General features: G+C 44.1%; 20 protein-coding genes. 9 read left to right on the top strand and 11 right to left on the bottom strand.

The features are described from left to right. Nucleotides 1-66 precede the first annotated feature (66 nt). Nucleotides 67-213: a nucleotide exchange factor GrpE gene (locus tag ABK01_RS09665; RefSeq protein ID WP_253675481.1), complete on the top strand. Its 147-nt coding sequence runs from the start codon at nucleotides 67-69 to the stop codon at nucleotides 211-213. A 90-nt stretch (nucleotides 214-303) separates the two neighbouring features. Here ABK01_RS09665 and pepT read toward each other — a convergent pair whose 3' ends face one another. Then, nucleotides 304-1,512 carry a peptidase T gene (pepT, locus tag ABK01_RS09660; protein ID WP_253675480.1) on the bottom strand — a complete coding sequence of 403 codons (1,209 nt, stop codon included), beginning with the start codon at nucleotides 1,510-1,512 and terminating at the stop codon, nucleotides 304-306. Nucleotides 1,513-1,526: 14 nt separating this feature from the next. Beyond that, nucleotides 1,527-3,314 (bottom strand): DEAD/DEAH box helicase, encoded by a 1,788-nt coding sequence (locus ABK01_RS09655; RefSeq protein WP_253675478.1) that lies wholly within the window; start codon nucleotides 3,312-3,314, stop codon nucleotides 1,527-1,529. Between the two features lie 223 nt (nucleotides 3,315-3,537). On the opposite strand from ABK01_RS09655, the gene nifJ reads away from it, so the two are divergent. Then, entirely contained in the window at nucleotides 3,538-7,092 is a 3,555-nt protein-coding gene (nifJ, locus tag ABK01_RS09650) for a pyruvate:ferredoxin (flavodoxin) oxidoreductase (protein ID WP_253675477.1), read from the top strand. 375 nt (nucleotides 7,093-7,467) lie between these two features. On the opposite strand, the gene ABK01_RS09645 is transcribed toward nifJ, so the two are convergent. From ABK01_RS09645 to ABK01_RS09620, 6 genes are read right to left on the bottom strand one after another with little or no spacing between them, the layout of a single operon-like run. Continuing rightward, a complete protein-coding gene (locus ABK01_RS09645) occupies nucleotides 7,468-8,169 on the bottom strand; it encodes a M48 family metallopeptidase (protein ID WP_253675475.1) in 702 nt (233 codons plus the stop codon). Next, nucleotides 8,170-11,319, bottom strand: coding sequence for a type I restriction endonuclease subunit R (locus ABK01_RS09640; protein WP_253675474.1), 3,150 nt, complete (start codon nucleotides 11,317-11,319; stop codon nucleotides 8,170-8,172). It lies immediately after the preceding gene. Next, nucleotides 11,303-12,361, bottom strand: coding sequence for a virulence RhuM family protein (locus ABK01_RS09635; RefSeq protein ID WP_253675472.1), 1,059 nt, complete (start codon nucleotides 12,359-12,361; stop codon nucleotides 11,303-11,305). The genes ABK01_RS09640 and ABK01_RS09635 overlap by 17 nt, the downstream gene beginning before the upstream one ends. A 1-nt stretch (nucleotide 12,362) precedes the next feature. Further along, a complete protein-coding gene (locus ABK01_RS09630; protein ID WP_253675471.1) occupies nucleotides 12,363-13,640 on the bottom strand; it encodes a restriction endonuclease subunit S in 1,278 nt (425 codons plus the stop codon). Then, nucleotides 13,634-16,063 (bottom strand): type I restriction-modification system subunit M, encoded by a 2,430-nt coding sequence (locus ABK01_RS09625; protein ID WP_253675470.1) that lies wholly within the window; start codon nucleotides 16,061-16,063, stop codon nucleotides 13,634-13,636. The genes ABK01_RS09630 and ABK01_RS09625 overlap by 7 nt, the downstream gene beginning before the upstream one ends. After that, nucleotides 16,053-16,244: a hypothetical protein gene (locus tag ABK01_RS09620; protein WP_253675469.1), complete on the bottom strand. Its 192-nt coding sequence runs from the start codon at nucleotides 16,242-16,244 to the stop codon at nucleotides 16,053-16,055. The genes ABK01_RS09625 and ABK01_RS09620 overlap by 11 nt, the downstream gene beginning before the upstream one ends. A 123-nt stretch (nucleotides 16,245-16,367) precedes the next feature. Here ABK01_RS09620 and ABK01_RS09615 point away from each other — a divergent pair, with 123 nt between their 5' ends. From ABK01_RS09615 to ABK01_RS09600, 4 genes are read left to right on the top strand one after another with little or no spacing between them, the layout of a single operon-like run. Continuing rightward, the gene (locus ABK01_RS09615; protein ID WP_253675468.1) at nucleotides 16,368-17,051 is read left to right on the top strand and encodes a hypothetical protein; all 684 of its coding nucleotides are present in this window, start codon (nucleotides 16,368-16,370) and stop codon (nucleotides 17,049-17,051) included. 41 nt (nucleotides 17,052-17,092) lie between these two features. Then, nucleotides 17,093-18,913: an ABC transporter permease gene (locus tag ABK01_RS09610; RefSeq protein ID WP_253675467.1), complete on the top strand. Its 1,821-nt coding sequence runs from the start codon at nucleotides 17,093-17,095 to the stop codon at nucleotides 18,911-18,913. 1 nt (nucleotide 18,914) lies between these two features. Then, on the top strand, nucleotides 18,915-20,024 hold the full coding sequence (locus tag ABK01_RS09605; RefSeq protein ID WP_253675466.1) for an ABC transporter ATP-binding protein: 1,110 nt from the start codon (nucleotides 18,915-18,917) through the stop codon (nucleotides 20,022-20,024). Between the two features lie 39 nt (nucleotides 20,025-20,063). After that, nucleotides 20,064-20,855 carry an inositol monophosphatase family protein gene (locus ABK01_RS09600; RefSeq protein WP_253675465.1) on the top strand — a complete coding sequence of 264 codons (792 nt, stop codon included), beginning with the start codon at nucleotides 20,064-20,066 and terminating at the stop codon, nucleotides 20,853-20,855. Nucleotides 20,856-20,943: 88 nt separating this feature from the next. Here ABK01_RS09600 and ABK01_RS09595 read toward each other — a convergent pair whose 3' ends face one another. From ABK01_RS09595 to ABK01_RS09585, 3 genes are all read right to left on the bottom strand, one after another. Further along, nucleotides 20,944-21,555, bottom strand: a complete 612-nt coding sequence (locus ABK01_RS09595) for a hypothetical protein (RefSeq protein ID WP_253675464.1) — start codon at nucleotides 21,553-21,555, stop codon at nucleotides 20,944-20,946. 14 nt (nucleotides 21,556-21,569) lie between these two features. Continuing rightward, the gene (locus tag ABK01_RS09590; RefSeq protein WP_253675463.1) at nucleotides 21,570-22,085 is read right to left on the bottom strand and encodes a DNA-binding response regulator; all 516 of its coding nucleotides are present in this window, start codon (nucleotides 22,083-22,085) and stop codon (nucleotides 21,570-21,572) included. Between the two features lie 130 nt (nucleotides 22,086-22,215). After that, nucleotides 22,216-23,283, bottom strand: a complete 1,068-nt coding sequence (locus ABK01_RS09585; protein WP_253675462.1) for a sensor histidine kinase — start codon at nucleotides 23,281-23,283, stop codon at nucleotides 22,216-22,218. Between the two features lie 190 nt (nucleotides 23,284-23,473). Between ABK01_RS09585 and ABK01_RS09580 the strand changes: the two genes are divergently transcribed. Genes ABK01_RS09580 through ABK01_RS09570 form a run of 3 tightly spaced genes read left to right on the top strand, consistent with a single transcriptional unit; the run spans nucleotide 23,474 to nucleotide 24,590 of the window. Further along, nucleotides 23,474-23,869 (top strand): hypothetical protein, encoded by a 396-nt coding sequence (locus ABK01_RS09580; RefSeq protein ID WP_253675461.1) that lies wholly within the window; start codon nucleotides 23,474-23,476, stop codon nucleotides 23,867-23,869. Further along, on the top strand, nucleotides 23,866-24,333 hold the full coding sequence (locus ABK01_RS09575; protein ID WP_253675460.1) for a hypothetical protein: 468 nt from the start codon (nucleotides 23,866-23,868) through the stop codon (nucleotides 24,331-24,333). The genes ABK01_RS09580 and ABK01_RS09575 overlap by 4 nt, the downstream gene beginning before the upstream one ends. Before the next feature lie 32 nt (nucleotides 24,334-24,365). Beyond that, nucleotides 24,366-24,590, top strand: a complete 225-nt coding sequence (locus tag ABK01_RS09570) for a hypothetical protein (protein WP_253675459.1) — start codon at nucleotides 24,366-24,368, stop codon at nucleotides 24,588-24,590. Nucleotides 24,591-24,609: the final 19 nt, after the last annotated feature.

Here is a 24,609-nt window from a genome sequence, read left to right as displayed (position 1 = left end):
CAACTGAACAAAGTGTCAACTTTGGAAGTTGTTTAATTCGTGCGCGAAAAGCGCACAGTATAATACGTGACGTTTGCCGAATGGCAAACTCACCGGTTGGATGATTTTGACCGCGCAATCGAAGCAGGAAAAAAGACCGGAGAAGAAAACGCCGCCGCTTTTATGCAGGGCGTTGTAATGATCCGGAACGGTTTATTCGTGCGGAGGGTTTAATACCCCGACGCTTGCGTCGGGGTTGTTGATTTGCACTGCTGGAATCAAAGCATGGTCTGCAGTATTATGAAGTACAAGAAAAAGCGTATCCTAACTTACGGCATTTTCGATAATACGGATGAGTAAATCGATTCCTTTATAGATGGAGCTTACGGGGATGCACTCAAAACGGCCGTGGAAGTTAAAGCCGCCGGCAAAGATGTTAGGGCAGGGGAGTCCCATAAACGAAAGCCGTGCGCCGTCCGTCCCGCCGCGGATGGGGTGGATAATCGGCGTGATGCCGATCTCTTCCATAGACTTCTTCGCAAGGTCGATAATTTCGATATGCGGTTCAATTTGTCCGCGCATATTATAGTAACTGTCTGTAATGGAAAGCGTGATGATAGCTCCGTATTTTGTATTCAAAAAAGCAACGGCATTCCGCAGCAGTGTTTTCTTTTGCTCGAATTTGTCGGTAGAATGGTCGCGGATGATATACGACATGGATGTGTGATCCACTGCGCCGTTAAGGTGAGTAAGCAAAAAGAAGCCTTCGTACCCTTCCGTATATTCGGGCTTTTGTTCCACCGGCAGCATAGCGTCCAACTCGCCGGCAACCCGCAGCGAATTGATCATGATATTCTTTGCCGTGCCCGGATGGACGTTTTTCCCTTGAATTTCGATTTTAGCGCTTGCGGCGTTAAAGTTTTCGTATTCAAGTTCTCCGATTTCTCCGCCGTCGATGGTATATGCAAAATCCGCTCCGAATTTTTTTACATCGAAGAGGTCTGCGCCTCTGCCGATTTCCTCGTCGGGGGTAAAGCCGATTTTAATCGTACCGTGCTGCACCTGCGGGTTGTCGCGGAGGTATTCAACCATTCCCATGATGATGGTGATGCCCGATTTATCATCCGCTCCCAAAAGCGTGGTGCCGTCAGTGGTGATAATATCTTCGCCGATAAGCTTGTTGAGGAACGGAAATTCCTGTACCGTCAGCGAATAGGTTTCGTTCAGTTTAATATCGCCGCCTTTATAGTGCACAATCTGCGGGTTGACGCATTTTCCGTCCAAGTCGGGCGCGGTATCCATGTGTGCAATAAATCCGATAACCGGCGCTTTTTTACCGGTGTTGGCAGGGATTGTTCCGTAGATATATCCGTGCGCATCCTGTTCGGCATCGGCTACGCCCAGCTCGTGCAATTCCTGCACCAACATCTTTCCAAGCTCAAGCTGTCCCTTGGTGCTAGGGCATTCGGGATTATCTTCATTCGACTTGGTATCGACTGCAATGTATTTAAAAAAGCGTTTTACTGCATCCATTTTATCATCCCTCCTTACTTTCCGGTAAACAGTTTTTTCAGCATACCGAATATGCCCGTTTTTTGTTTTACGGACTGAGTGTGTGCCGAAGACTGTACCGGCGCCTTTCCGGTTCGGCTCCGCTGTTCCGGCATTCGGTCTTGGTTCTGCCGTCTTTTTTGCTTTGAACCCTGCCGTGTATCGCCCGTTTGGGACGGAACGTATTTATCACCCTTGCGCCGCTTTTTCTCAGGCTGCCCCTGCCGGTTTTTAGTGCGGTTTGCGGTTGCTCCCGCCTTTCCTTTCTTGTCGGCAGCAGGCTGAGCATTGCGGCTTTCTTTGGCGTTTTCCGTACCCTCGTTGGTATCCCCAAAGGCGGCGCTATCCTGTGAGGCAAGTTTTTTTCCGTACTGTTTTTTGTAGTATGCCATCCGCTCTTCAAAGCTCAAGCCGCCGAGTGAGTCGGCAGATTTTCTATCGGTTTTGTCTTCTCCCTGCGTGCCTTTCTTTTTGCGCTTTGAATCGGCAAGCCGGGAAGCAGGTTTCGCTGTTTTAGCGCCGCGCCGGGAGTCTTTCTCATCCCGCCTCGATTTTTCACCGGGGCGCGGCTTGCGTCCGAATCGTCCGCCGGATCGTTCTTCGTCAAAGGAGTCGCGGTCAAGCCGTATATACTGATCGGCGCTGCGGTCTTTTTCAAAATCCTCTTCGCCGGGGATAACAACCGGTATCTTTGCTTCTATATACTTTTCGATATCGGGAAGGTTGTACACATCCTGTTCCGAGCAAAGGCTGTACGCAGCGCCGGTCTTTCCCGCCCGCGCCGTTCTGCCGATTCGGTGTACGTAGTTCTCCGCCTCATTCGGAAGGTCGTAGTTGATAACCATTGCGAGGTCATTGATGTCGATTCCCCGCGCCGCGACATCGGTTGCAACCAAACAGCTGAGTTTACCCGCCTTAAACGAATCGATAATATGCAGCCGTTTCGGTTGGGGCAAATCGCCGATGAGGAACTCCGTCGCATAGCCGTTAATGCGCAGCCGCTTTGCAACAATCTCCGTTGTCTTTTTGGTGTTGCAGAAGATGATGGCATTCTCCGGTTTTTCGTTACGCAAGATACCGAGTAGCAGGGACATCTTTTGCTCTGCAGCCACGTGGAACAGCTTCTGATTGATTTCATCAACCGTCACATTATCCGCATCGATGGTGATCTCTTTTGCATCGATGGTGTATTCCCATGCGAGGTTCTTGACCCACGTATTTAAGGTTGCGCTGAATAGCATCGTTTGCCGCTCTTCCGCCTTTGACAATACCGAAAGGAGACTGCGCAAATCGGGATAAAAGCCCATATCGAACATACGGTCTGCTTCATCAACGACTAAAAAGCCGACGTTTTTCAGCTTCATGGTTTTTGATTTTTCAAGATCGATAACGCGACCGGGGGTACCGATGATAAGGTCTACTCCGTTTTTAAGCGCTTCTTCCTGCTGCTGATACCCGACGCCGCCGTAAAAGCTCGCGGCACGGATCCCCGTATGTTTACCTAATTTAAGCGCTTCTTCTTCGACCTGTACGGCAAGTTCCCGTGTGGGAACAAGAATCAAAGCGGGGCGGCGGTCTTCGGTTCCTGCAGCAAGCATCCGCTGCATCAATGTTACCAGATAGGCAGCTGTTTTTCCCGTACCTGTTTGGGATTGTACATAAAGATCGGAACCGTCCATTCCTGCGGAAAACACCTGCTCTTGAACCGGAGTGCATTCAATATAACCGGCTTCTTCAAGCCCCTGTAAAAGAGTGGAATCAAGATTACAATTAGAAAAATTCATTTGCCGATAAGTATAGCACACAGGCGTCGTTATGAATAGCGGATTAAAAGATTTTTACCTTGATAAAACTCTGTTCAAAATGCATTTAAACGGCAAAAAGAAACTATCATCCAAGTCTTGCACTTTTTGCATTAAAAGACTATGCTGTTTGCAAATCGGATATATTATATTGAATAATATAGTATACACACCTATTCACACCATACTTTAGAAGGACGATACTATGCCTGAAAAAAAACTCGTAATGATTGACGGTAATACTGCCGCCGGTCACGTTGCGCATGCGCTCAGCGAAGTTATCGCAATTTATCCTATCACGCCGTCAAGCCCGATGGGGGAAGTTGCCGATGAGTATTCCGCCCACGGAAAGACTAATATCTGGGGAACCGTGCCGCAAGTTGTCGAATTGCAATCCGAAGGAGGAGCTTCCGGAGCTGTTCACGGTGCATTAACCACGGGAGCGCTCTCTTCAACCTTTACCGCATCACAGGGTCTCTTACTGATGATCCCCAATATGTACAAAATTGCCGGTGAGCTTACCAGCACGGTATTCCACGTTGCAGCCCGTGCCTTGGCAACCAGCGCACTCTCCATCTTCGGCGATCATCAGGACGTTATGGCATGCCGCCAAACCGGTTGGGCAATGCTGGCTTCAAACTCCGTACAGGAAGTTATGGATCTCGCGATTATCGCTCATACCGCGACGCTCGAAGCGCGCGTTCCGTTCCTCCACTTCTTCGACGGCTTTAGAACCTCTCACGAAATTCAGAAGATTGAAGAAGTTTCGCAGGATGTGATGCGTCAGATGGTCAATGACGATCTGGTACGCGCACACCGTCTCCGCGGCTTAACGCCGGAAAAACCGATGATTCGCGGAACCGCTCAGAACCCCGACGTATACTTCCAAGCGCGCGAAGCGGTTAATAAATACTATCTGGCAACCCCCGAAATCGTTCAGCGGGTTATGGATAAATACGCGACCTTAACCGGACGCGCTTATCACTTATTCGACTATTACGGCGATCCCAATGCGGAATCGGTCATCATTTTGATGGGTTCCGGCGCTGACACGGTAGAAGAAACCGTAGACTATCTGAATAGCCAAGGTAAAAAGTACGGCTTACTGAAAGTACGCTTATACCGCCCCTTCAGCGCGGAAGCCTTTGTAAAAGCATTGCCCGCTTCCGTACAGAATATCACCGTACTCGACCGCTCGAAAGAACCCGGTTCGCTCGGTGAAGCGCTCTATGAAGATGTACGCACTGCAATCGGTGAAATGCAGGCTGCAAAGAAATGCCCCTTTACTCACTATCCCGTTATCCTCGGCGGTCGCTACGGTATGGGTTCAAAAGAATTCACTCCGGCAATGGTTAAAGCCGTATTCGATAATATGGAAGGAGAAAAGAAGAGCAACTTTGCCGTTGGTATCGAAGACGACGTAACCCATGTAAGCCTTGCCTACGATCATCACTTCCATGTTGACGATTCCGGTATGCATCAGGCAATGTTCTACGGGCTCGGCTCGGACGGTACGGTCGGTGCTAACAAGAACTCCATCAAAATTATCGGTGAAGCGACCGACAACAACGCGCAAGCCTATTTTGTGTATGACTCCAAGAAGTCCGGATCGATTACCACCTCGCACCTTCGTTTCGGAAAGAAAAAGATCCGCAAGCCCTACCTCGTCGGACAGGCGGACTTTATTGCGTGTCATAAATTCACCTTCCTCGAAACCTACGATATGCTCAAGAGCCTTAAAAAAGGCGGTACTTTCCTGTTAAACAGTCACTGGAATAAGGATGAGGTATGGGAGCATCTGCCGATAGAAGTGCAGAAAGACCTTATCGCGAAAGAAGCGAAGTTCTACGTTATCGACGGTGTCAAGATTGCGGAAAAAGCGGGTATGGGCAACCGTATCAACGTCGTTATGCAGACCGCATTCTTTAAGATTTTCGGTATTTTGCCCGAGGACGAAGCGGTAGCGCTGATTAAGAAATTTATCGAAAAATCCTACGGCAAGAAAGGACCGGAAATCGTTCAGAAGAACATCAAGACCATCGATATGGCGCTTGAGGGGGTTGAACAGGTTACCTATCCCAAAGAGGCAACGAGTAAACTTTCTCGCCATGCCGCAATGAGCGCCGATGCGCCGGAGTTTGTCCGCAAAATATTAGGCAAAATCGCTATCAATGAAGGTGATGCGGTAAAGGTGAGCGAAATTCCGGCAGACGGTACCTTCCCGACTGCAACGACTCAGTATGAAAAACGTGCAATTGCAGAGCATATACCGATTTGGAAGAGCGAACTCTGTATTCAGTGCGGTCAGTGCACCGTTGTGTGTCCTCATGCTGCTATCAGAATGAAGGTCTACGATAAATCCAATATCGGCCATGCGCCTTCCGCATTCCGCTCTATACCGTATAAGGGCAAGGAATTCGATAATTCCCTCTTTACCATTCAGGTTTCTCCCGAAGATTGTACGGGATGCGGTATCTGCGTGGAGCAGTGTCCTGCAAAGTCTAAGGAAAATCCGGCGGTTAAAGCGATCAATATGGAAGGCTTTGTCGAACACCGCGCTGTTGAATCGGAAAATTGGAAGTTCTTTATGAGCCTCCCCGACCCCGATACGCGGAAGGTCAACTTGAGCCAGCCGAAAGGTATCGGTATGCGCCGTCCGCTCTTCGAATTCTCCGGCGCTTGCGCAGGTTGCGGTGAAACTCCCTATATCGGTGTTCTGTCGCGACTTTTCGGTGATCGTGCCGTTATTGCAAACGCAACCGGTTGTTCTTCCATTTACGGCGGTAACCTCCCTACAACTCCGTATGCAAAACGCGCGGACGGACGAGGGCCGGTATGGTCGAATTCCCTCTTTGAAGATGCTGCCGAATTCGGTTACGGTATGCGCTTAACCAGCGATAAACTTGCAGAATACGCGCGCGAAGTTGCCGGAAAGCTTAAAGAGAAAGGTATCGCGGCGGCCACTATCGATAAGGTATTGAGTAATACGCAGGCCGATGATGCGGCAATCGATGAGCAGCGCGGCTTTGTTGCCGATCTGAAAAAGGAATTGGAAAAATCTTCCGACCCGCTCGCAAAAGAGCTGCTGTCCTTAACCGATCACTTTGTTAAGCGTTCCGTATGGATACTCGGCGGTGACGGCTGGGCATACGATATCGGATACGGCGGTTTGGATCACGTGCTTGCTTCCGGCAGAAACATCAACGTACTGGTACTCGATACGGAGGTGTATTCCAACACCGGCGGTCAGATGTCAAAGGCTACCCAGATCGGCGCTATTGCAAAATTCGCCGCATCCGGTAAGGAGACCAGCAAAAAAGACCTCGGTATGATGGCGATGAGCTACGGCTATGTGTATGTTGCACAGGTTTCCATGGGTGCAAATATGTCGCAGGTTATCAAAGCATTCCGTGAAGCGGAAAGCTATGACGGACCTTCGATCATCATCGCATACAGCCATTGTATCAACCACGGTATCAACATGACGAAGGGTATGTCGAACCAGAAAGAGGCTGTTACCTGCGGTCTGTGGCCGTTGTACCGCTACGACCCGCGCTTAACGGATCAAGGCAAGAACCCCTTCCAGCTTGACAGCAAAGAGCCGGACTTTAACCTTGCAGACTTTATGTACAAAGAAGTACGCTTCAAGTCGTTAAAGAATGCAAACCCCGAACGCGCTCAAATGCTGCTTGATAAAGCGGTTGCGAAGGCGAAGCGGCGTTGGCAGGAGTATAAATACCTTGCCGACCGCCCGTTCTAAGCGGATACGGTAGACGGTGCGGGGCTGTCGAAAAAGTAACCACCTTTTGAGACATCCCCGTGCTCGGTAATGTAACGATAAAAACAAGCCGCTTGCTTCCGGTTGGAGGTAAGCGGCTTTGTTATGAAAGGCGCTGTAAAAGTTTTGCGGCGCCTTTTTTATTCGTGGTGAAGAACTCATCTCCGATATGCCGCGCCGAAAAACACGGCGTTTCCTACCAGCCTCCCGAAGCCCCGCCTCCTCCGAAGCTGCCGCCGCGACCTGAATAACCGCCGCCGCTTGAATAGCTTCTGCCTGAACCCAGACTATAACTCCTTCCGGAACCTGAAGTATAGTTTCTATTCGAACCTTATTTAGAAACCTTACTATTTCTCTTCACGCTTCCATATAATCAAGTATCTGATCATTTAATGATTTTTTTATTTCTCTCCACATCGGCATATATGTGTTCATAAGCGACTTGAAATTATCATTATGATGTTTTTCAACCAAATGAATGAGTTCATGCAAAATGACATAGTCTAAACATTCAGGTGTTTTTTTTGCAAGCTGTACGTTAAGCCATATTTTTTTAGTTACCGTATTACACGTACCCCAGCGCGTTTTCATATACTTTGTCTGCCATCCCGTAGGTTTTAAGTTGGTGATACGTTCCCAGCGAGGCAATATCCGTTCGATTTCCTGTTTAAGAATGCTTCGGTACCATTCACGAACAAAGCGTTCCCGCTGTAGTACGGTGCTGTTTTTCCGTACCGTCAAAAGAGCTTTGGAACCTGAAAGCTCAAGTGAGTTTTTACTGCCGAGACATACTTCAAGATAATACCGTTTACCCCAAACATAGAGCGTCTCTCCCGATACATATTCACGCGCGGATTGGCGCTCTTGTGTTTTAAATTGAGCAATCTGTCTTTTTATCCACGGCAATTTCGTCCGCACAAATAACATAATGGTTGCATCTTTTATGCTGAATGGGGCTGATATTGTTACCGCACCGTCGGGAGGGCGCACTGAGAGGTGCATATTTTTTATATTTTTCTTGTACACTGTAATCGGTATATCCGAAACGGTTATAATCATTTAATACTCCGGTTGCTCCGCTGCGAGCGCATAGACGCTTTCTACCAACATCTGATCACCTAACACAGTAAAAAGCGCTCTCTTAATTTTTTTTGCTTTAAACTGATTATTACGGAAGTCCGCTTCTTTACTGTCCCGTATCGTTTGATCAAGCGTAAGGGCTAATTGTTCATCATTTCCAAAGTTGTCATAAAATGCCCGCAGCGCTCCGCTTTTTCTGATACTCACCGGATAGTCGGAATTATTTTCCGGCTGTTCTGCTTTTTTTACTAATTCAATATACTGCAGCAGTAGCTCTTCGTAACTATGGGCTTCTTTTCGGCGCTGTTCAACTAACTGAGCAAGAATGAGGGAAAGTTTTTCGTAGTATTTAGGATTTAACGGCTGTTTTTCGACAATCTTTTTTCTGATATTATTTTCAATTGCTTCGGCAACCGCTTCTTTATCTTTCCCTTTTAATTTTTCTTCCTGCATTAACACAAAATCAAGCAACGTAAAATCGTCAAAAGCGCCAAGTTTTCGGCTGTCATCGGCTTTGATATAGGTGTCAATAAGATACCGCATATCGTTCTCATATAATTTAAGATCGATAAAATCTCCGCTTGCCCGTCCGATTTCCATTTTAAGCGAAGTATAAAAGCTCACTCGCTCATCTATATCGGCACGTTGCTCTGCGGTATAACCGGCATCTTCCATGTCGCCTTTAATCTCGGCATACGCACGGATAAGCCGATTGACCAAGGTATAGAGCTTTTCACGGCTTTGCGCATAGACTTCTTCATCAAGTCCGGTAATACCGTTCTCCCCGCAAAAGTAGTGAATATAATCAATGAGTTGAGGATTACCTGCCGTTATTCCGCCGCATAAATCAGCCAGTTCTTCAAGAATATGATTAAGATGTTTCCGCGCTTCAATAAGACGGTTCTTTAGTAAATCTTTGATATCCTCTTCCGCAAAACCTTCAAAAGCGCCGGATGTGTACTTTGCAAGCGCATCCTTTAAACTTCCGAAAAGCTGTTTATAGTCGATAATATAGCCGAACTCTTTTGACGCTCCATCCAGCCGGTTGACGCGGCATATTGCTTGAAACAGGCCATGATCCTGCATTGACTTGTCGATATACAAGTAGGTACACGGCGGCGCATCGAAACCGGTCAATAATTTATCCACTACAATAAGAACCTTCATGCGGGCAGGCTCTTCAACAAACTGCCGTTTTGCTTCCGTTTCAAAAGCTTCAACGCTTTGCCCGTTTAACATCTTTTGATAAACATCATATTTTTTGTATTCTTCGGAATCGGCAGCTTCCGTAGCAAGTTTATTTTTTTCGGGTGTAAAAGATGTGATGATAGCGCAGTGAGGAAAGCCCTTTCCAGTAAAAATCTCATAGTATTTACACGCATCATAAATGCTGTTTGCGGCGAGCAATGCATTGCCTGTTCCGTCGCACAGCCTGCTTTTTATGGTAAAATCCGATATGATATCTTCGGCAATCACTTCCAGCCGTTTACGGGAACTGTAAACAGTCTGCATAGTTGCCCACCGTTCTTTGAGTTTTGCTTTAGCAGCATCATTTAAACCGCGCGTTTTCGCCTCAAAGTACGCGTCAATTTTTTCTTGTGCGGTGATGGTTTGTTCAATATCCCGCGCTTCATAACGTAAATCCAGTACCACTTTATCTGCAACCGCTTCGTCGTATTTATAAGTATGAATATACCCGGGTGCAAACACTTCAAGACTTGTCTTTTTATCTTTTACTAAAAGCGGCGTACCGGTAAAACCGATAAAAACAGCATCGGGGAGGATTTGTTTCATACCGATGTGCAAAAGCCCGCTTTGCGTTCTATGACATTCATCGACAAAAACGAAAAAATCTCCTTTTGCTTTGAAATTTTTCGGTAAGGCTTCTTTTAATTCTTTGATGAATTGCTCAACCGATCTTTTCGCTGTAGTAGCATCATCTTCTTTACCGGCTGCAGCGCCGTGTACACCGAATTTATGAATAAGCGAACAGAGCAATCGACCGCTGGTATTATGCCTATCGTTTGTATCAACTTGAATTGTACTGTCTAAATTTTTGATAAGATCAACGCATGAAGTTATCCGAGTAATATGTTCTGCAACACCTTTGTATTTTTTCTCTATTTGGTCGTCCAACTCTTCGCGATCGGTGATAATGAGTACACGGGCATTGGCATCATGCATCAATATCCATTTTGAAAGCCACACCATCGTAAGTGTTTTTCCGCTTCCTTGGGTATGCCAAATAATGCCGCCCTGCTTTTTTGCCAGTTTTAACTGTGCTTTTTTAATACCGAAAAATTGATTATGGCGGCAAATCTTTTTTCTGCCGTTGTCAAAAATGATAAAGTTATGAATCAAATCAAGGAATCGATCTTTATGAAATAAACTGAATAGGTGCTGTTCAAGTTTATCAGGGAAATGCTTGCATTGTTCAAGGATAGTAAGGGATACTCCATCCAGCGGCTGCGCTTCCGTATGAACGGTATCGTTTTTCCATTCAAGATAATATTTTTCTTCCGTTTCGACGGTTCCGTACCGTAGACCTTCCGTATAATTTCCGGCTATGCAAAATTGTATCGTCGAAAAAAACGGTTTGTTAAAATACGGCTCTTGATTTGAAAGAAGCTGCCGTATACCCGCAGCAACGGAAACGGTTGCCCGTTTGAGTTCGAGCACGGCAAGCGCAATACCGTTTACAAACACGACAAGATCGGGACGGCGCTCCGATTCTGAGCGGATGGTTACCTCTTCGGCAATGAAGAACCTATTTTGCAACGGATGATCCCAGTCGATTAGATAAACCGTTGTAGGAGTTTTACCGGCGGTTTCCGTAACCGGTATGCCGTATTTTAAAAGCGTATACACCGTTTGATTTGCGTGATATAAACCGTGTTCTAAATTATTTGCAGCTTTTATTAATTGATCAATTGCTTTTTCCACAAGCGTTATACTATATCCGCCGCCATGCGAATCGGTAAGCCACGCAAGTAAATCTTTTTCTCTGATATTCGTATTTATTGTATGCTGCAAGTTTCCGGCATATTCATAGTCTAAGTATTCCGCACTGCAAAAGAGATGCAGGATGCGATCCTGTGTTTGACGTTCCGTCTCATTTATTTTTGGCATCGGGCTTCTCCTTATGAGGTTTTGTTCGTGCAGCTTTTTTTAATTTTTTTGCAGTATTTTTTAAGCTTTCTAAATAAACTTTTTCTATAGGACTGAGTATAAGATTTTGATATGTACGGTACTCTTCTTTTGCTTTTTTTAAAGCTTGTTCATGGCTTACTGTTCCGGATCCTTGAAGTAATTTCCGTTTACCGGAACTTAACACGGCATCCAGCTGTTCGATATAGTCTTGCATATACATCGGTTTATGCTCAATGGCATTGATTTCAGCTATATCAAAATAACCGGAAACAAGATTATTGAGAATTTTTAATTCTTCTTCATCCAAATAATTTTTTGCGATACCTACATCTTTCAGCACCGGAAGATCACCTGAAAACGTTTTAAGACCCATGAACGGTTTTTGAGCGTCAGCTCTTTTAAAAATAACTTCGGCTGCCGTATTACCGTGCGCTGCATAGTGCAGTTTATTTTGCACAATCTTAAAAAAGGCAAGAGACTCTTCACTCTTTGGATCATAGTCGACACTGGTTGCATAAAGATCGAGCACTTGCCGATACAACATCTTTTCAGAAGAACGTATATCCCGAATACGGTCAAGCAACTCTTTCCAATAGCTTCCTCCACCGTTTCCTTTCAACCGTTCATCATCCAAAGCAAAGCCTTTTTTAATATATTCCTTTAAAACGGAATTAGCCCAGATGCGGAATTGAGTGCCTCGTATGGATTTTACTCGATAGCCGACAGAAATGATGACATCAAGGTTATAATACTCAATTGTTCGTTCTACAAGCCTCTCTCCTTCATTTTGAACTGTTGCAAAATGTGCAACAGTTGCCTCTATTGACAGTTCTCCTTCAGCGAAAACGTTTTTAATATGGCGGGAAATCGTTGATTTGTCACGTTGAAACAGCTGTGCCATTTGATCTAGTGAAAGCCATACTGTTTCATCCTTTAAGTTAACATTGATCTTTGCAATGCCGTCTTCACTGTTATAAATCAATATCTCACCGTAGTTATCAGTTTCATTTATTTTTAACATTTTATTTTCCTTCCTTAATTTTCGCCGTATACCCTTCCGTTTTTTCTGCGGCATACGGAATTTCTTCCTGCTCTTTTCTCTGCGTAAATTGCACATTCGGTTTATCTTCCGGTAGGCGGATTTTACCCGTCAAAAGTGCATCCATCATTCCCTGTTTTATCAACCGGATTTTTTCCAGCTTCTTTTTTAAGGCTGATAATTCCGTATCCATATCCGAAAGTATTTCAGCTATTGCGGTTTGTTCGGCAAGAGTTGGAGGGATTGATATAATAATTCTACTCATAATAGAACTATTTAGTTTGTATCTTGTTCCTCCGACCACTAAGTGTTGAAACCTTATGATTTTCAGTGCATAACTAAGAAATCTTGTATTAGCAATACCAGCAAGACCAGTAATAACATGGGTGTGATTGTTAACCCAAACTCGACCGTTGACATAAATAACGGGATAATTTAGTAAGTCATTTGCCCCATCTTCTGCAAGAAGAACAAACTCCCCTTCATGTGTATATCCTTTAACATAATCTAGAATTCCATTTGCTCCGTAATATGGATACGAACCTTTTTCCCGTTGGGCTTCTGTTACTGGTATCCGCAGAGAATCGTAGACTTTAACAATATTCTCTAACCGTTTTTCAACCCACTCGCCCTTAAATCCCGGCAAGCGGCGTTTTCCGGTAAGCAGCTCTTGCATAACACCTTGCTTTACCGCTTCTTTTTTTGCAATAAGCCGTTCCAAAGTTGTTATGTATAAATCCGTGTCGGAAAGCACTTCTGCAATGCGGTGTTGTTCAGGGAGCGGAGGAAGAAGGATAGAACATTTTCCAATAACAGTTTGATCTATTGTTGTCATTGCAGCTGTTTTTGCATTTGAAAGAAAAAACATCCGTGCATATCTTGAAATACATTGCAAATATAGAAACATTGGTAAAACTTTATTTTTGTTTGTTCTAAATCGAACTATATGGCTATCAAAAACGACTGGTGTTTTGCTTGTTTGTTTATACCAATTACAAAAAGCGATTCCATCCGGCACAACAGAGGAACGAGTGAAAAATAAATCTCCGTCATTTACTGCAAAACTCTTTATTTCTGTATGCGTTGCATTAAATAACGCTAGTCTCTTACTTACAATTGGAACTTTATTATACAGGTCACCGACATTAATGATAGGAATACCACGAAATTTACGATCATTGTTGTAAAATAGACCGTTTTGCATTCCACCATCTGATAAAGATATAAGCTCTACAATTTCCCAACCTTCAGGCGCTACCATTTGATTCCCATCCTTTGGAGGTGCGCTTTAACTTTTTGTTCAAGGGCTGCTGTTTCTGCTTCAAGTTCCGGTAAGGTATGGTCGTAGCGTTCGGCAAGTTCGGTGATACGGTTTGAAATATGATGATTTACCGATTCGTAGAGCGCGTAAATGCCGTTTGAAATAGAGCGGAACCATTTTAAATCGAGGAGGAGCTTTAAGCATTCCTTATCGGATAGTTCGGCATAGCGGCAGCGTGTTTTTTCATCAAGCGCAGCACGGAATCCTTTTAGCAGTTTGCTCTGTTCGTCAATCTTATTTTGTTTTTCCGATAAAGATTGCAAAACCGCCGCCTCGTCCGAGCTGCCGGATTCTTTGTTTAATTCTGCAAGCCGTTGCTTTAGCAGCGCCTTGTTCAGTGTTTTCTTTTCTGTTAAAACTTCAGCAATAATCGAATCTTCTTCAGCATTTTCTAAAAGTTCATCCACTTCTTCTTGAATTACGGTAATAAGTTGTTCTATCTTATCGATCGCTGTTTTTTCCGTAAAGAAAAAATGTTCAATGACAAGTTCTTTAGGGATAACCTTACCATCCCACTCGGTTTTTGTTGCACCGGGGGCGGCATTTTTTTTGGCGCTTGGCTTTTTTAAGCTGTCAATCTCACGAATAACGGCATACCCGTCCTGCATAATAAGGTAGACATCATCGCCCATCGTTTCGTTCCAGTATGACAGCAATACTTCGTACACATCATATATATCGATCAACGCTATCGGTTTAAATGCTTTGATAATAGCAGCCGCCAGCTGCCGGATGAGTTCTTTCGGCTTCGTTTGTTCAGTGATTTCGCACAACGGTTTTCTTACCTTTTGAACCCAACTTTCAAAAGCTGCTTCAAGCGTGTGTGCATATTCTTCGAAAGCAGGATCTTTTTCGATAATACCGTAGAACGCTTCTTTTTCCGCTGCAAGCGAATAGAAATCTTTTCTGAGCGGCTTAAAAAGTGCCAGTTTTAATTGAGGAAATGCATTCCAATATGTTTCCAAGCTGTCGATGTCATCTACAGGTATGCCGCCTTTCAAATGTCCGCTTAAGTTCTGTATATCTTCTCTTGCGCCGCTTTGTATGTAGCGCGGAATATTGAGGTTATAATCGTTTTTTTCTTGTATTTCGCTCAATGGAATGAAGCGGGAGTAATAAGGGATTTCCGTCTGCGCATTGAATACCGTTGTGATTTTATATATATCCCGTTCCCGTAGACGGTTTTTGTTGCCGTCTTTTATAAAATCTCTACTTGCGTCAATCATAAAAATTCCGCCGCGCTTTTCAGCCTTCTCTTTGTCGATAACGATAATACACGCGGGAATACCGGTACCGTAAAACAAGTTTGCAGGCAGCCCGATAATACCTTTGATGTATCCCTTATTAACCAATGCGCGGCGTATTGCCGCTTCCGCATTTCCTCTAAATAGAACGCCGTGCGGAAGGATGACCGCTGCTTTGCCATTCCGTTTTAATGATTTAATAACGTGCAAAAGCCATGCAAAGTCTCCGTTCTTTTGAGGCGGACGCTCTCCGTATCCCTCAAATTGACCATAATCCTGTAAGCCGTCTGTCCAATTTTTATCGGAAAACGGCGGGTTGACAACGGCGAAATCGAATTGCTGCAAGGCGCTTTCATCATCGGGATCTTTATACTGCGGAGAAGAAAACGTATTGCCGCTTTTTATCTCTCCCGTTCCTCTGTTGTGCAGCACAATATTCATGCGGGCAAGTCCCGCTGTCGTAATATCTTTTTCCTGTCCGAACACCGCTACATTCCGCGGAGCAGCTTCCGCCGCCCGAATCAAAAGAGACCCGGAACCGCAGGCAGGATCATACAAGGTGCTTTCACCGGATACAGCCTTTTCAATCCCGATAACATGCGCTAAAACACGAGAAACTTCAGCGGGTGTGTAGAATTGTCCCTTGCTTTTTCCGCTTTCGGTCGCAAACTTTTTCATTAAGAATTCGTAGGCATCTCCGATGATATCATCGCCGTCCGCACGGTTTTTACCGAAGTCGGGCATTTTATCGCGGAAGATTGCAAGCAGATTGCTAAGCTTATCTACCATTTCCTGCCCGCTTCCGAGTTTTTCAGGAACATTAAAATGTGCGTTATCGATAACACCGCGTAAATTGTTCGCTTCGGCAAGTTTTGCAATAACCTTGTCCATGCCTTCACCGATATTTTTCTGTCCGATAAGTGCGAGCATATCGTCAAAACTGCCGCCTTCAGGAATATCAATTTCTCCGTATACGACACCCTTGTATTTATCCGATACATATTTTACGAACAACAGCGTTAATATATAGTCTTTGTACTGCGAACTGTCCATTCCGCCACGTAAACTGTCGCAGCTTGCCCACAAACTGCCGTATAATTCACTTTTTTTAACTGCCATAAGCGGATTCTCCTGTGTACTTAAGCGCATTCGATTCGTGCGGAGGGTTTAATACCCCGACGCTTGCGTCGTAACGAAGGGTATTAAAGCCGACTGCAACCACCTTATGAGAACAACATACCCCGACGCTCGCGTCGGGGTTGTTGATTTGGCGGTCGGTTGTGTACAGAATTATGTACATCAATTGGCTATCGATTGCTATACGTTGCTGTAACCTACTATTATACAAGGCAACAGGCCAAACCGCAAGAGTATTGAAAATCCCATTGTACCCGGTGCAGCAAAGAGCGATATGTACGCCTTTATGTACTACTTTAAAGAATTTGCAATGGATAAAAAGTTTGATGAACAGATTACCAATGTGTGGGATTTAATTGATACCCCATCGGCAGTCTATTACCGGAAAGCGGGAGAGCCGATTAACCAGCTATTTATGGCAGCATTGACCACCGATACCTGGACACAAAAATTAGCCGCTGCTTATGATGCGAAATACGGCGCCGGAGCATGCGATACTGCAGTAGCTGCAGGAAACTTTAAAAATGCCGGATATTTGTTCATAGACGGATTTTTAAAGAAAACTACCGACTACGAAAGCGAAGGAAAGATCGCTTCCAAGATTGTCGTCGATGCGGCAACTCCCGTTATAGGTTTTTCACCGGTCAGTAAATATTCTATCGGTGCAGAGGGTACATACAACAAGGTAAAATTTTTTAACAACATGAACGGTTTTAACGGTTATGCGTATAAATTTTACACACAAATTGCAAAAACAACCGACCGCCCCTACACGGCGATGCTTTTTATCAATTATCTGTCAACAGCAGAAGGCATTGCAAACTATCAGGAAGGAAACGGCGTGTATTCTACAAATAATACGGTACAGCAGGATATCGATTCTTTACTAAACGGATTTGTAATGGAAAATTATGCCGATGTAAAATCCGATTGGGCATCGATTGTAAAACTTCTTGAAGGATATAATTGAGCCGGTTTGTATCGAGTCGTTTAACTTAGTAGGAAAAACCTATGACACTTAGCGTAAAGCGGACTGGCAATAAGTTAAAATCGTTTTTCTCCCAGCCCTCAAATATCATTCTTACCACTACGCTCATTTTACTCGGCGTAACCACCATTTTCCCGCTTATTTCGATGATTATCGAAAGTTTTACCGTACATTTACGGGAGGCGCTGTTTCATGGAGAGCCGGCGGGAAGCATATCGCTCAGCGGATGGAAATCGCTTCTATTCACGTCGGAGTATAACTACAGTAAAAATTACTTTTATGTTCCGCTGTTTAACTCAATCTCCATGGCGTTGATTGCTTCCGCAGTTGCGATTATTATCGGCGGAGTATTTGCATGGTTTATCAACCGGACGAATATCCCGCTGAAAAAACCGATATCGGCGCTGCTTTTATTTCCGTACATTATGCCGTCGTGGACGATTGCGCTTTTTTGGCACAATATGTTTGCTAACGTAACGGTGCACGGATGCAGTGCAAACGGGATTATCGCTTCGTTATTCCATATCTATGCGCCGGAGTGGTTTGTTTACGGACGATTCCCTATCGGGATGACGCTCGGTATTCACTATGCGCCGTTTGCCTATATTCTGATCGGCGGTATTCTGAAAAACATGGATGCCAACCTTGAAGAAGCGGCAACCATTCTAAAAACGCCGCGCTGGAGAATCCTTATAAAGATTACCTTACCGATTGTAGCTCCCGCGATGATGAATACATTTTTGCTGGTGTTCGCCAGTTCCGTAAGCGCGTATGCCGTACCCGTTTTTCTCGGTACTCCTATCGGCTTTATGACGTTAACCACCTCGATGACCTATTTTAATCAGGCATATCCGGCGCAAGGCTATGCAGTCGGTATCGTGCTGGTAGTATTAGGGTTATTCGTACTGGGCATCAACAACCTATTTACGGGAAAACGGAAGTCATACACAACGGTAACCGGTAAGAGTTCGCAAGTATCATTCATCAATTTGAAAGCAGCGCGGCGGCCGCTTGCAGCAGCAGGTCTTCTTATCGTCTTCGCTATCTCTATTCTGCCGATGATCACCTTTGCACTGGAATCGGTACTGAAAAGCGCCGGTAATTATACACTCGGCAATATGTCGTTTAATTTCTGGATCGGAGACCCCAATTCGCAAGCTCTGCAAGCGCAATACTACAACTGGGAAGGCGGTATTTTGGTCAATGCTCATGTATGGAGTGCGCTGGGGCATAGCTTACTGCTCTCACTTGCCTGCGCACTGATTGCCGGTACGTGCGGATTGTTGGTCGGCTACGCGGTTGTAAACAAACGGCATTTCAAGCTATCAAAAATCGTGAGCACACTCGCGTTTATTCCATATCTTATTCCTTCGATGGCGTTCGGTATGGCGTACCTTGCACTGTCGGTTAACTGGTCGTTTTTATACGGATCGTTTTTTCTGCTCGTGTTGGTCGGCGCTATTAAATATATGCCTTTTGCAACAAAGTCCGCTACAGGCGCGATGCTGCAACTGTCAGGCGAAATAGAAGAAGCCGCAATTTTAACCAATACGCCGTGGTGGAAACGGATGTTGAGAATTATCTTTCCGATTCAAAAGCCGAGTTTCTTGTCGGGATATCTCTTGCCGTTTATCTCGTGCATGCGCGAATTGTCTTTGTTCGTGCTTTTGATTGTGGATAGTAATTTCATTACAACAACCCTACTGATGTATTACAACGAAAAAGGATATTCTCAGTACGGCAATGCGTTAAACTTATTGATTGTCATTATCGTGCTGCTTATCAACTGGGTGGTGAATAAATTGACAGGCGCAAGCGTTACGAAAGGCGTAGGAGGAAAATAAGATGTCTGAGATTATATTGGAACAGGTGACAAAGCAATGGGGAAAATTTGTCGGCGTCGATAACCTCAATATGACAATAGACGACCGTGCATTTGTAACGCTGCTTGGTCCTTCCGGCTGCGGAAAAACGACAACGCTCCGGATGATTGCGGGACTGGAAACGCCTACATCGGGAAAGATTATCATCGACGGCACACCCGTCTTCGATTCGGAGAAAGGAATCAATGTGCCGCCGTCAAAACGGAATGTCGGCTTTTTATTTCAAAACTATGCGTTGTGGCCGCACATGACGGTGTATCAAAATATCGCATTCGGCTTGCAAAACTTAAAGTGGGATAGCCGGCGCATCAGAGAACGGGTGGCGGAGCTGCTTGCCTTGCTGAAAATCGAGCAATTTGAAAAAAGATATCCGAGTGAGCTTTCAGGCGGACAACAGCAGCGGGTTGCCATTGCGCGCACGCTTGCTCCCAATCCAAAAATTTTATTTATGGATGAGCCGCTGTCAAACCTTGATGCAAAGCTGAGGACGGAAATACGGGTTGAACTGAAACGGCTGCACAGCACTACCGATTCCACATTTGTGTATGTTACGCATGACCAGCTGGAAGCGATGACGCTTTCTACGAAGGTCTGCATTATGGAAAAGGGACTGTTAAAGCAATACGCCGCTCCACTCGAAATGTACAATAAGCCGTCGTGTGTATTTGTCGGCGACTTTATCGGTAATCCTACTATGAATTTTATCGAGGCGGAATACCGTAAGGGTACCATTCAATTTTGCGGATTGCAGGCAGAATTTGTCAGCGATACGCCGCTCCCGTTTGAAGAAAAAAGCGTTATTCTCGGCATTCGTCCTGAATATGTGCAGATAAGCGAACACGGAAGCGCAGAGGGAACCGTCTTTTCAACCTTACCTGCGGGCATGGAAACAACCGTTAAGATCAATTCACACGGCACCATTCTTACCTCCGTTGTGTTCGGCAGTGTCGATTATGACATTGATAAAAAAGTCTCATTCGACTTTTCCGGTAACTCCATCATCCTCTTCGATAAAGGAACCGAAGCAAATATTGCGATGGGTCGCTTGGGCATCTCTAAAACTCAAGGTTAGTTTTTAGAGGTTCGTACTTGCAGTTTAATGGATAGCAGCATGACGTCAGCAACATTACATCACCTCTACGATTATTTGGTTCCGCTGGTAACGGGAGCCTATCGGGAAGCATCACGGTATAGTGTTCAGGGAATTGAAAAAAAAGAATTGAACGATATTGCCACGTTTACCGACCGGTTTATGGAACAAACAATTGTAGAGGGCATCCGGCAGCGTTTTCCCGATCATACGTTTATCGGTGAAGAATACGGCGAAAACCGCGGGGAAAGTCCGTACGAGTGGCTTATCGATCCGATTGACGGTACAGTGAATTTTGCTGCCGGTATTCCGATGTTCGGCACAACACTCGGCTTGCGGAAAAATAAAGAAACGATTTTCGGCATCATATTCGATTGGCCGAATAACGCTATTTACTACGCAATCAAAGGCGAGGGAGCGTACTGCGGCACTATGAAACTGCGGGTGTCGCAGCGTTCGCGGCTTGACGAATCGATTGTCAGTATTTGTTTAACATCGAGTTATAATGCCGAATACAGCGGAAAAGTACTCGACCTTATACAAAAATTGCAGCCGCATGTACGCGGCATACGGATAATTGTTTGTACGGTCTATGAGCTTATCTGGCTTGCAACCGGCAAAAGCGAAGCGATGATTAACGTCAAGCCGTCAATGGGCTTAAGTTCCTGCGCCGGTAAGTTGATTGTCAGCGAAGCGGGCGGTAAGGTAACCAATCTATCGAATAAGCCGCGACAAGAAATCGATGATTTATTAATCACCAACTCGGTTATCCATGATGCAGTGTATAACATTATCGCGCAGGCATCCAAATAATACTATTCCGTGATATGACATACTCACATCACGGGTATTCCCCGTATACTATAAATTATAAACACAGCGGAAGTACTCTACGCCGACGCTATTGATTTTCGATTCGTGCGGGGTATTGTTGATAAAATCTATATACGAACAAGCTCACTGTCGCACTGAAAACTTTGTCTATCAAATTTGTAACGGTGCCGCCGAAGTATGCCGCAAATGTTAAGCTCTGTGTTACAACATATATTCCTTGAACGGCGTTGTCTACTTGAGGAATGGAGGTATTTGCTGAGTAAAAAAGATAGGAAATGGTGTCGCCCAGAATTGAATTGGTAATGGCTGAGATAAAACCTATCCACATAAAATTTTCGGTTGTGTAAGAAACATCCATATAAGGGGTATTCGGGTTTGAAGGTGTCTTGGCTTTTTCCCGTTCGGAATAAAATACCAGATGTGCAACTACTGCGGTAGAAATATGACAGAGCATAAAAAGAAGCCCTGTATTTGCGAAAATGCACAAAAGAGCGTTACTTGCGATTGCACACACAATCCCCGGAATAAGTCCGCACAAGGCTGTTACGGCAATGGTAAGCAGAGAATCCAAATACAACGGAAAAGCAACAAGCCCTGCAAGATATGAACACATACAATTAATCACAATGCTTGCAATGGTGAACATGATTGTAAACATCCTTCGGTTGATTCGTTTCATTACATTTTTTCCCATTAAAATAGCAGCCCTAAAAGTTTTGCTTTTTCAATCAAATCATGCCGATCGCGAATAAACATTTTTCCGTAAACGGCCGTCCGCTGATTTAAGATTGTTTTTTCCGATTTTCCGAGCAGTTTTGCAATTTCAACTACATCAAGCCCCTCAGCAAGATGAATGAAAACCTCTTTCTCTTTTTTTGAAAGACTTTTGTAATTATCAAAAAGATAACTTTTTTCGTTATGAACGCTGTGCTTACCTTTGTTCTGCGGTAAAAGAGTGTGCAAAACTTTGCTTGCAACGCTATTGTAATACGTGTTCCCTGAACCTACCGCAAGGATTGCTTTTTCAACTTCATCAATAGAGGATTCTTTTGTAATAAATCCTTGAACGCCGATCAAAAGTGCATGTTCTACGTGAATATCATCATTGTACATAGTGTAAATCAGAATTAAAATATCAGGCTTCACACCTCTCATTTTTGAAACCGATTCAAGCGAGTTTTCACCGTCGAGGTTTAAATCGAGAATCACAATTTTGATATCTTTATCTTCATTAAGTTTTTTTACCGCTTCCGGGATTGTTCAGACGCCGATTATCGAAAATGACGGATTTCTGTTTTGAAGCATAAAAATCATTCCGTCCCGTAAGCCCGTGTGATCATCAATGAACAGAATCTTTAACGGTGATTGCAATGGTAAAGCCTCCTTCATTTATAAAATCCGCACTGCCGTCTATCATTTGGGCACGCTTTTTGATATTGGTAAGTCCGTAATGCTTTACGGCAGCTTTTTGCTTCTTGCTTGCAACTTCGGTTTCTTCAAAACCCTTTCCGTTATCGCAGATGATAAAACGGAAATCATCAATCCCGTCTACAATTTTTATTTCAACTTGTGTTGCATCGGAATGCCGTGAAATATTACTCAACGCCTCCTGCAAAATTCTGATGAGGTGTGTCTTTTGCGTATTTTTGAGTGTACCTATTTTCTGACTTGCAACATATAGATTTGTTTTTATTCCGAAATTCACTTCAAATGCACTGCAAATCTCGCGTATAATTTTTTCAAAATCTTCCGTAAACTCAATACTTCCGGAGCTGATCATATAACGAATTTCGTTTAGGGCTTGTTTTGCGTAAAATTTCGATTTTGAAAAGTCTTCTTTTTCAAGATAGATATTGAGCGCGGCAAGATTCTGTGCAACTCCGTCGTGAAGGTCGCGGCTGAAATTACTCTGTTCGGTCTGCATTGTTTTAAGTTGTTCGAGTTGCATTGAATTTTTAAAGAATTTTTCAAGGATTATAAAAGCTGCAATCGCAATCAGAAAAAGGGCGCTATATAAAAGAGAGTCGTAGCCGAGGTTCAGCCTTGTCTGCACCTCATGAATGTGATTTTGAAAACTGATAATAGCATCTGTGTTACGATTACCACTTTGAATGTTTTGAATGATTGCTTCAAGTTCTTTTTTTAGAGGTGTATCAAAATAAGTAAAGGCTTGGTAGTCTGATCTTAGTTTAAGGGCAATTAATTCAAAATCTACAGGATTTTCAGAAAAAATGTCAGCGCTATCACTGCCGGCAACTATGCTTTTCGGATCCATTTGAAGCACTAACATTTCCGTGTCGAGTTTTTGAATAAGATTGTTACTTGCCCGCTTAAAAAAAATTGTGCAAAAAAAGATTGCGAGTGCGGTGTAGATAAATATCGACTCGATTTTGAAAATTTTCTTCATAACACCCGGCAACATATTTTTTCATTATAGCACAAACCTATATTTCTGTCTTAGGAAAAATTCCCAAAGTTTTTAGGAAAAATGACCAAAGGAATATGTAAGGGATGGAGTATAATTGCAAAAAAGCCGAACTACAATGCTGATTTTGTCGGCATCGCTGGAAATAAATAATCATTATTGGAGGAATAAGATGGGATTTTTAAATCATGTAAAAACTGCTTGGAATGGACAAGTTCGCTGTGACTGGTGCGGAAAATACTACAAGCAAATAGACGGAGACGGATTATTCGGTTCTGCCGGCGGACTTGTAGGACGTGCTGTCGCCACGGCAAAGAAAAACTACTGTTCAAAGGCGTGCAAATTAGCGGCAGAAGAAGCAAAAGCCGAAAAAAAAGCGGATTTTGAAGAACGTAAGGCAAAAGGCGAACTTACCGAAATGGAAAAAATAAAAGACCAAATGGCACAGCCTTTTGAAGAGGCAAAACAACAGATGAAAGATTCAATCGCACAGCCGATGAACGGAGTCAAATCTCAAATGAAAGGTGCCTTTGGCTCTGCTTTTGGCGGAATATTCGGGAAAAAATGATGAAAGATTTAGAAAAAAGAAAAAATCCGGAACAGGATTTAATAAAATCCTTTTGTGATAGACTTGGTGCTGTTCAATGTAGTAATTGCAGAGCGAAAAATCATGCAGACATTGAATACATCAACGATAACGGTGATTTTTGTATGGTTGAAGCAAAAACTCATTTATCCGGCGACGGGCATAATGCAGTACACAAACTTTTTGGCGAGCTTTTGAAACTAACAGGTTATCAATCATCAAAAACACATGAGAACATTAAATATCAACTTTTGATAGACAACAGACCTGATGAAACAGGAAAACGAGGAGGACAGTTTTTTCATGAATTACTTGTAAAACATATTCCCAAAGATAAGTTTCTTGCATTTGGAAAAATTGTTCCTATCGACAAAGTTATTGAATTTGATATGAAAACAATAAAAGAATTCTCTTGGGAAGAATTTTATAATTTGGAGGAAAAATGATATGGAATTCTTGGAAAAAATGGAGGTTTACAGTGAAAACAAACAAGAAAACGGGAGCCGCATCGCTCATCACAGCTGCATTCGGGGCGATGGGGGGGGGGGGGGGGGGGGGGGACCTCGAAATCAACAACCCCGACGCTTGCGTCGGGGTTGTTGCTCTCATAAGGAGGTTGCAGTCGGCTTTAATACCCTTTGTTACGACGCAGAGCGTTCGTCAAAACTATACATCCGTGTATAGTTTTGACTGCAAGTTGTGAATCTGCCGCAACATTGCTG

This window comes from Treponema sp. OMZ 305 (genome assembly GCF_024181325.1).
Classification (GTDB): Bacteria; Spirochaetota; Spirochaetia; order Treponematales; family Treponemataceae; genus Treponema.
This window is presented reverse-complemented; position numbering and strand designations above follow the sequence as displayed.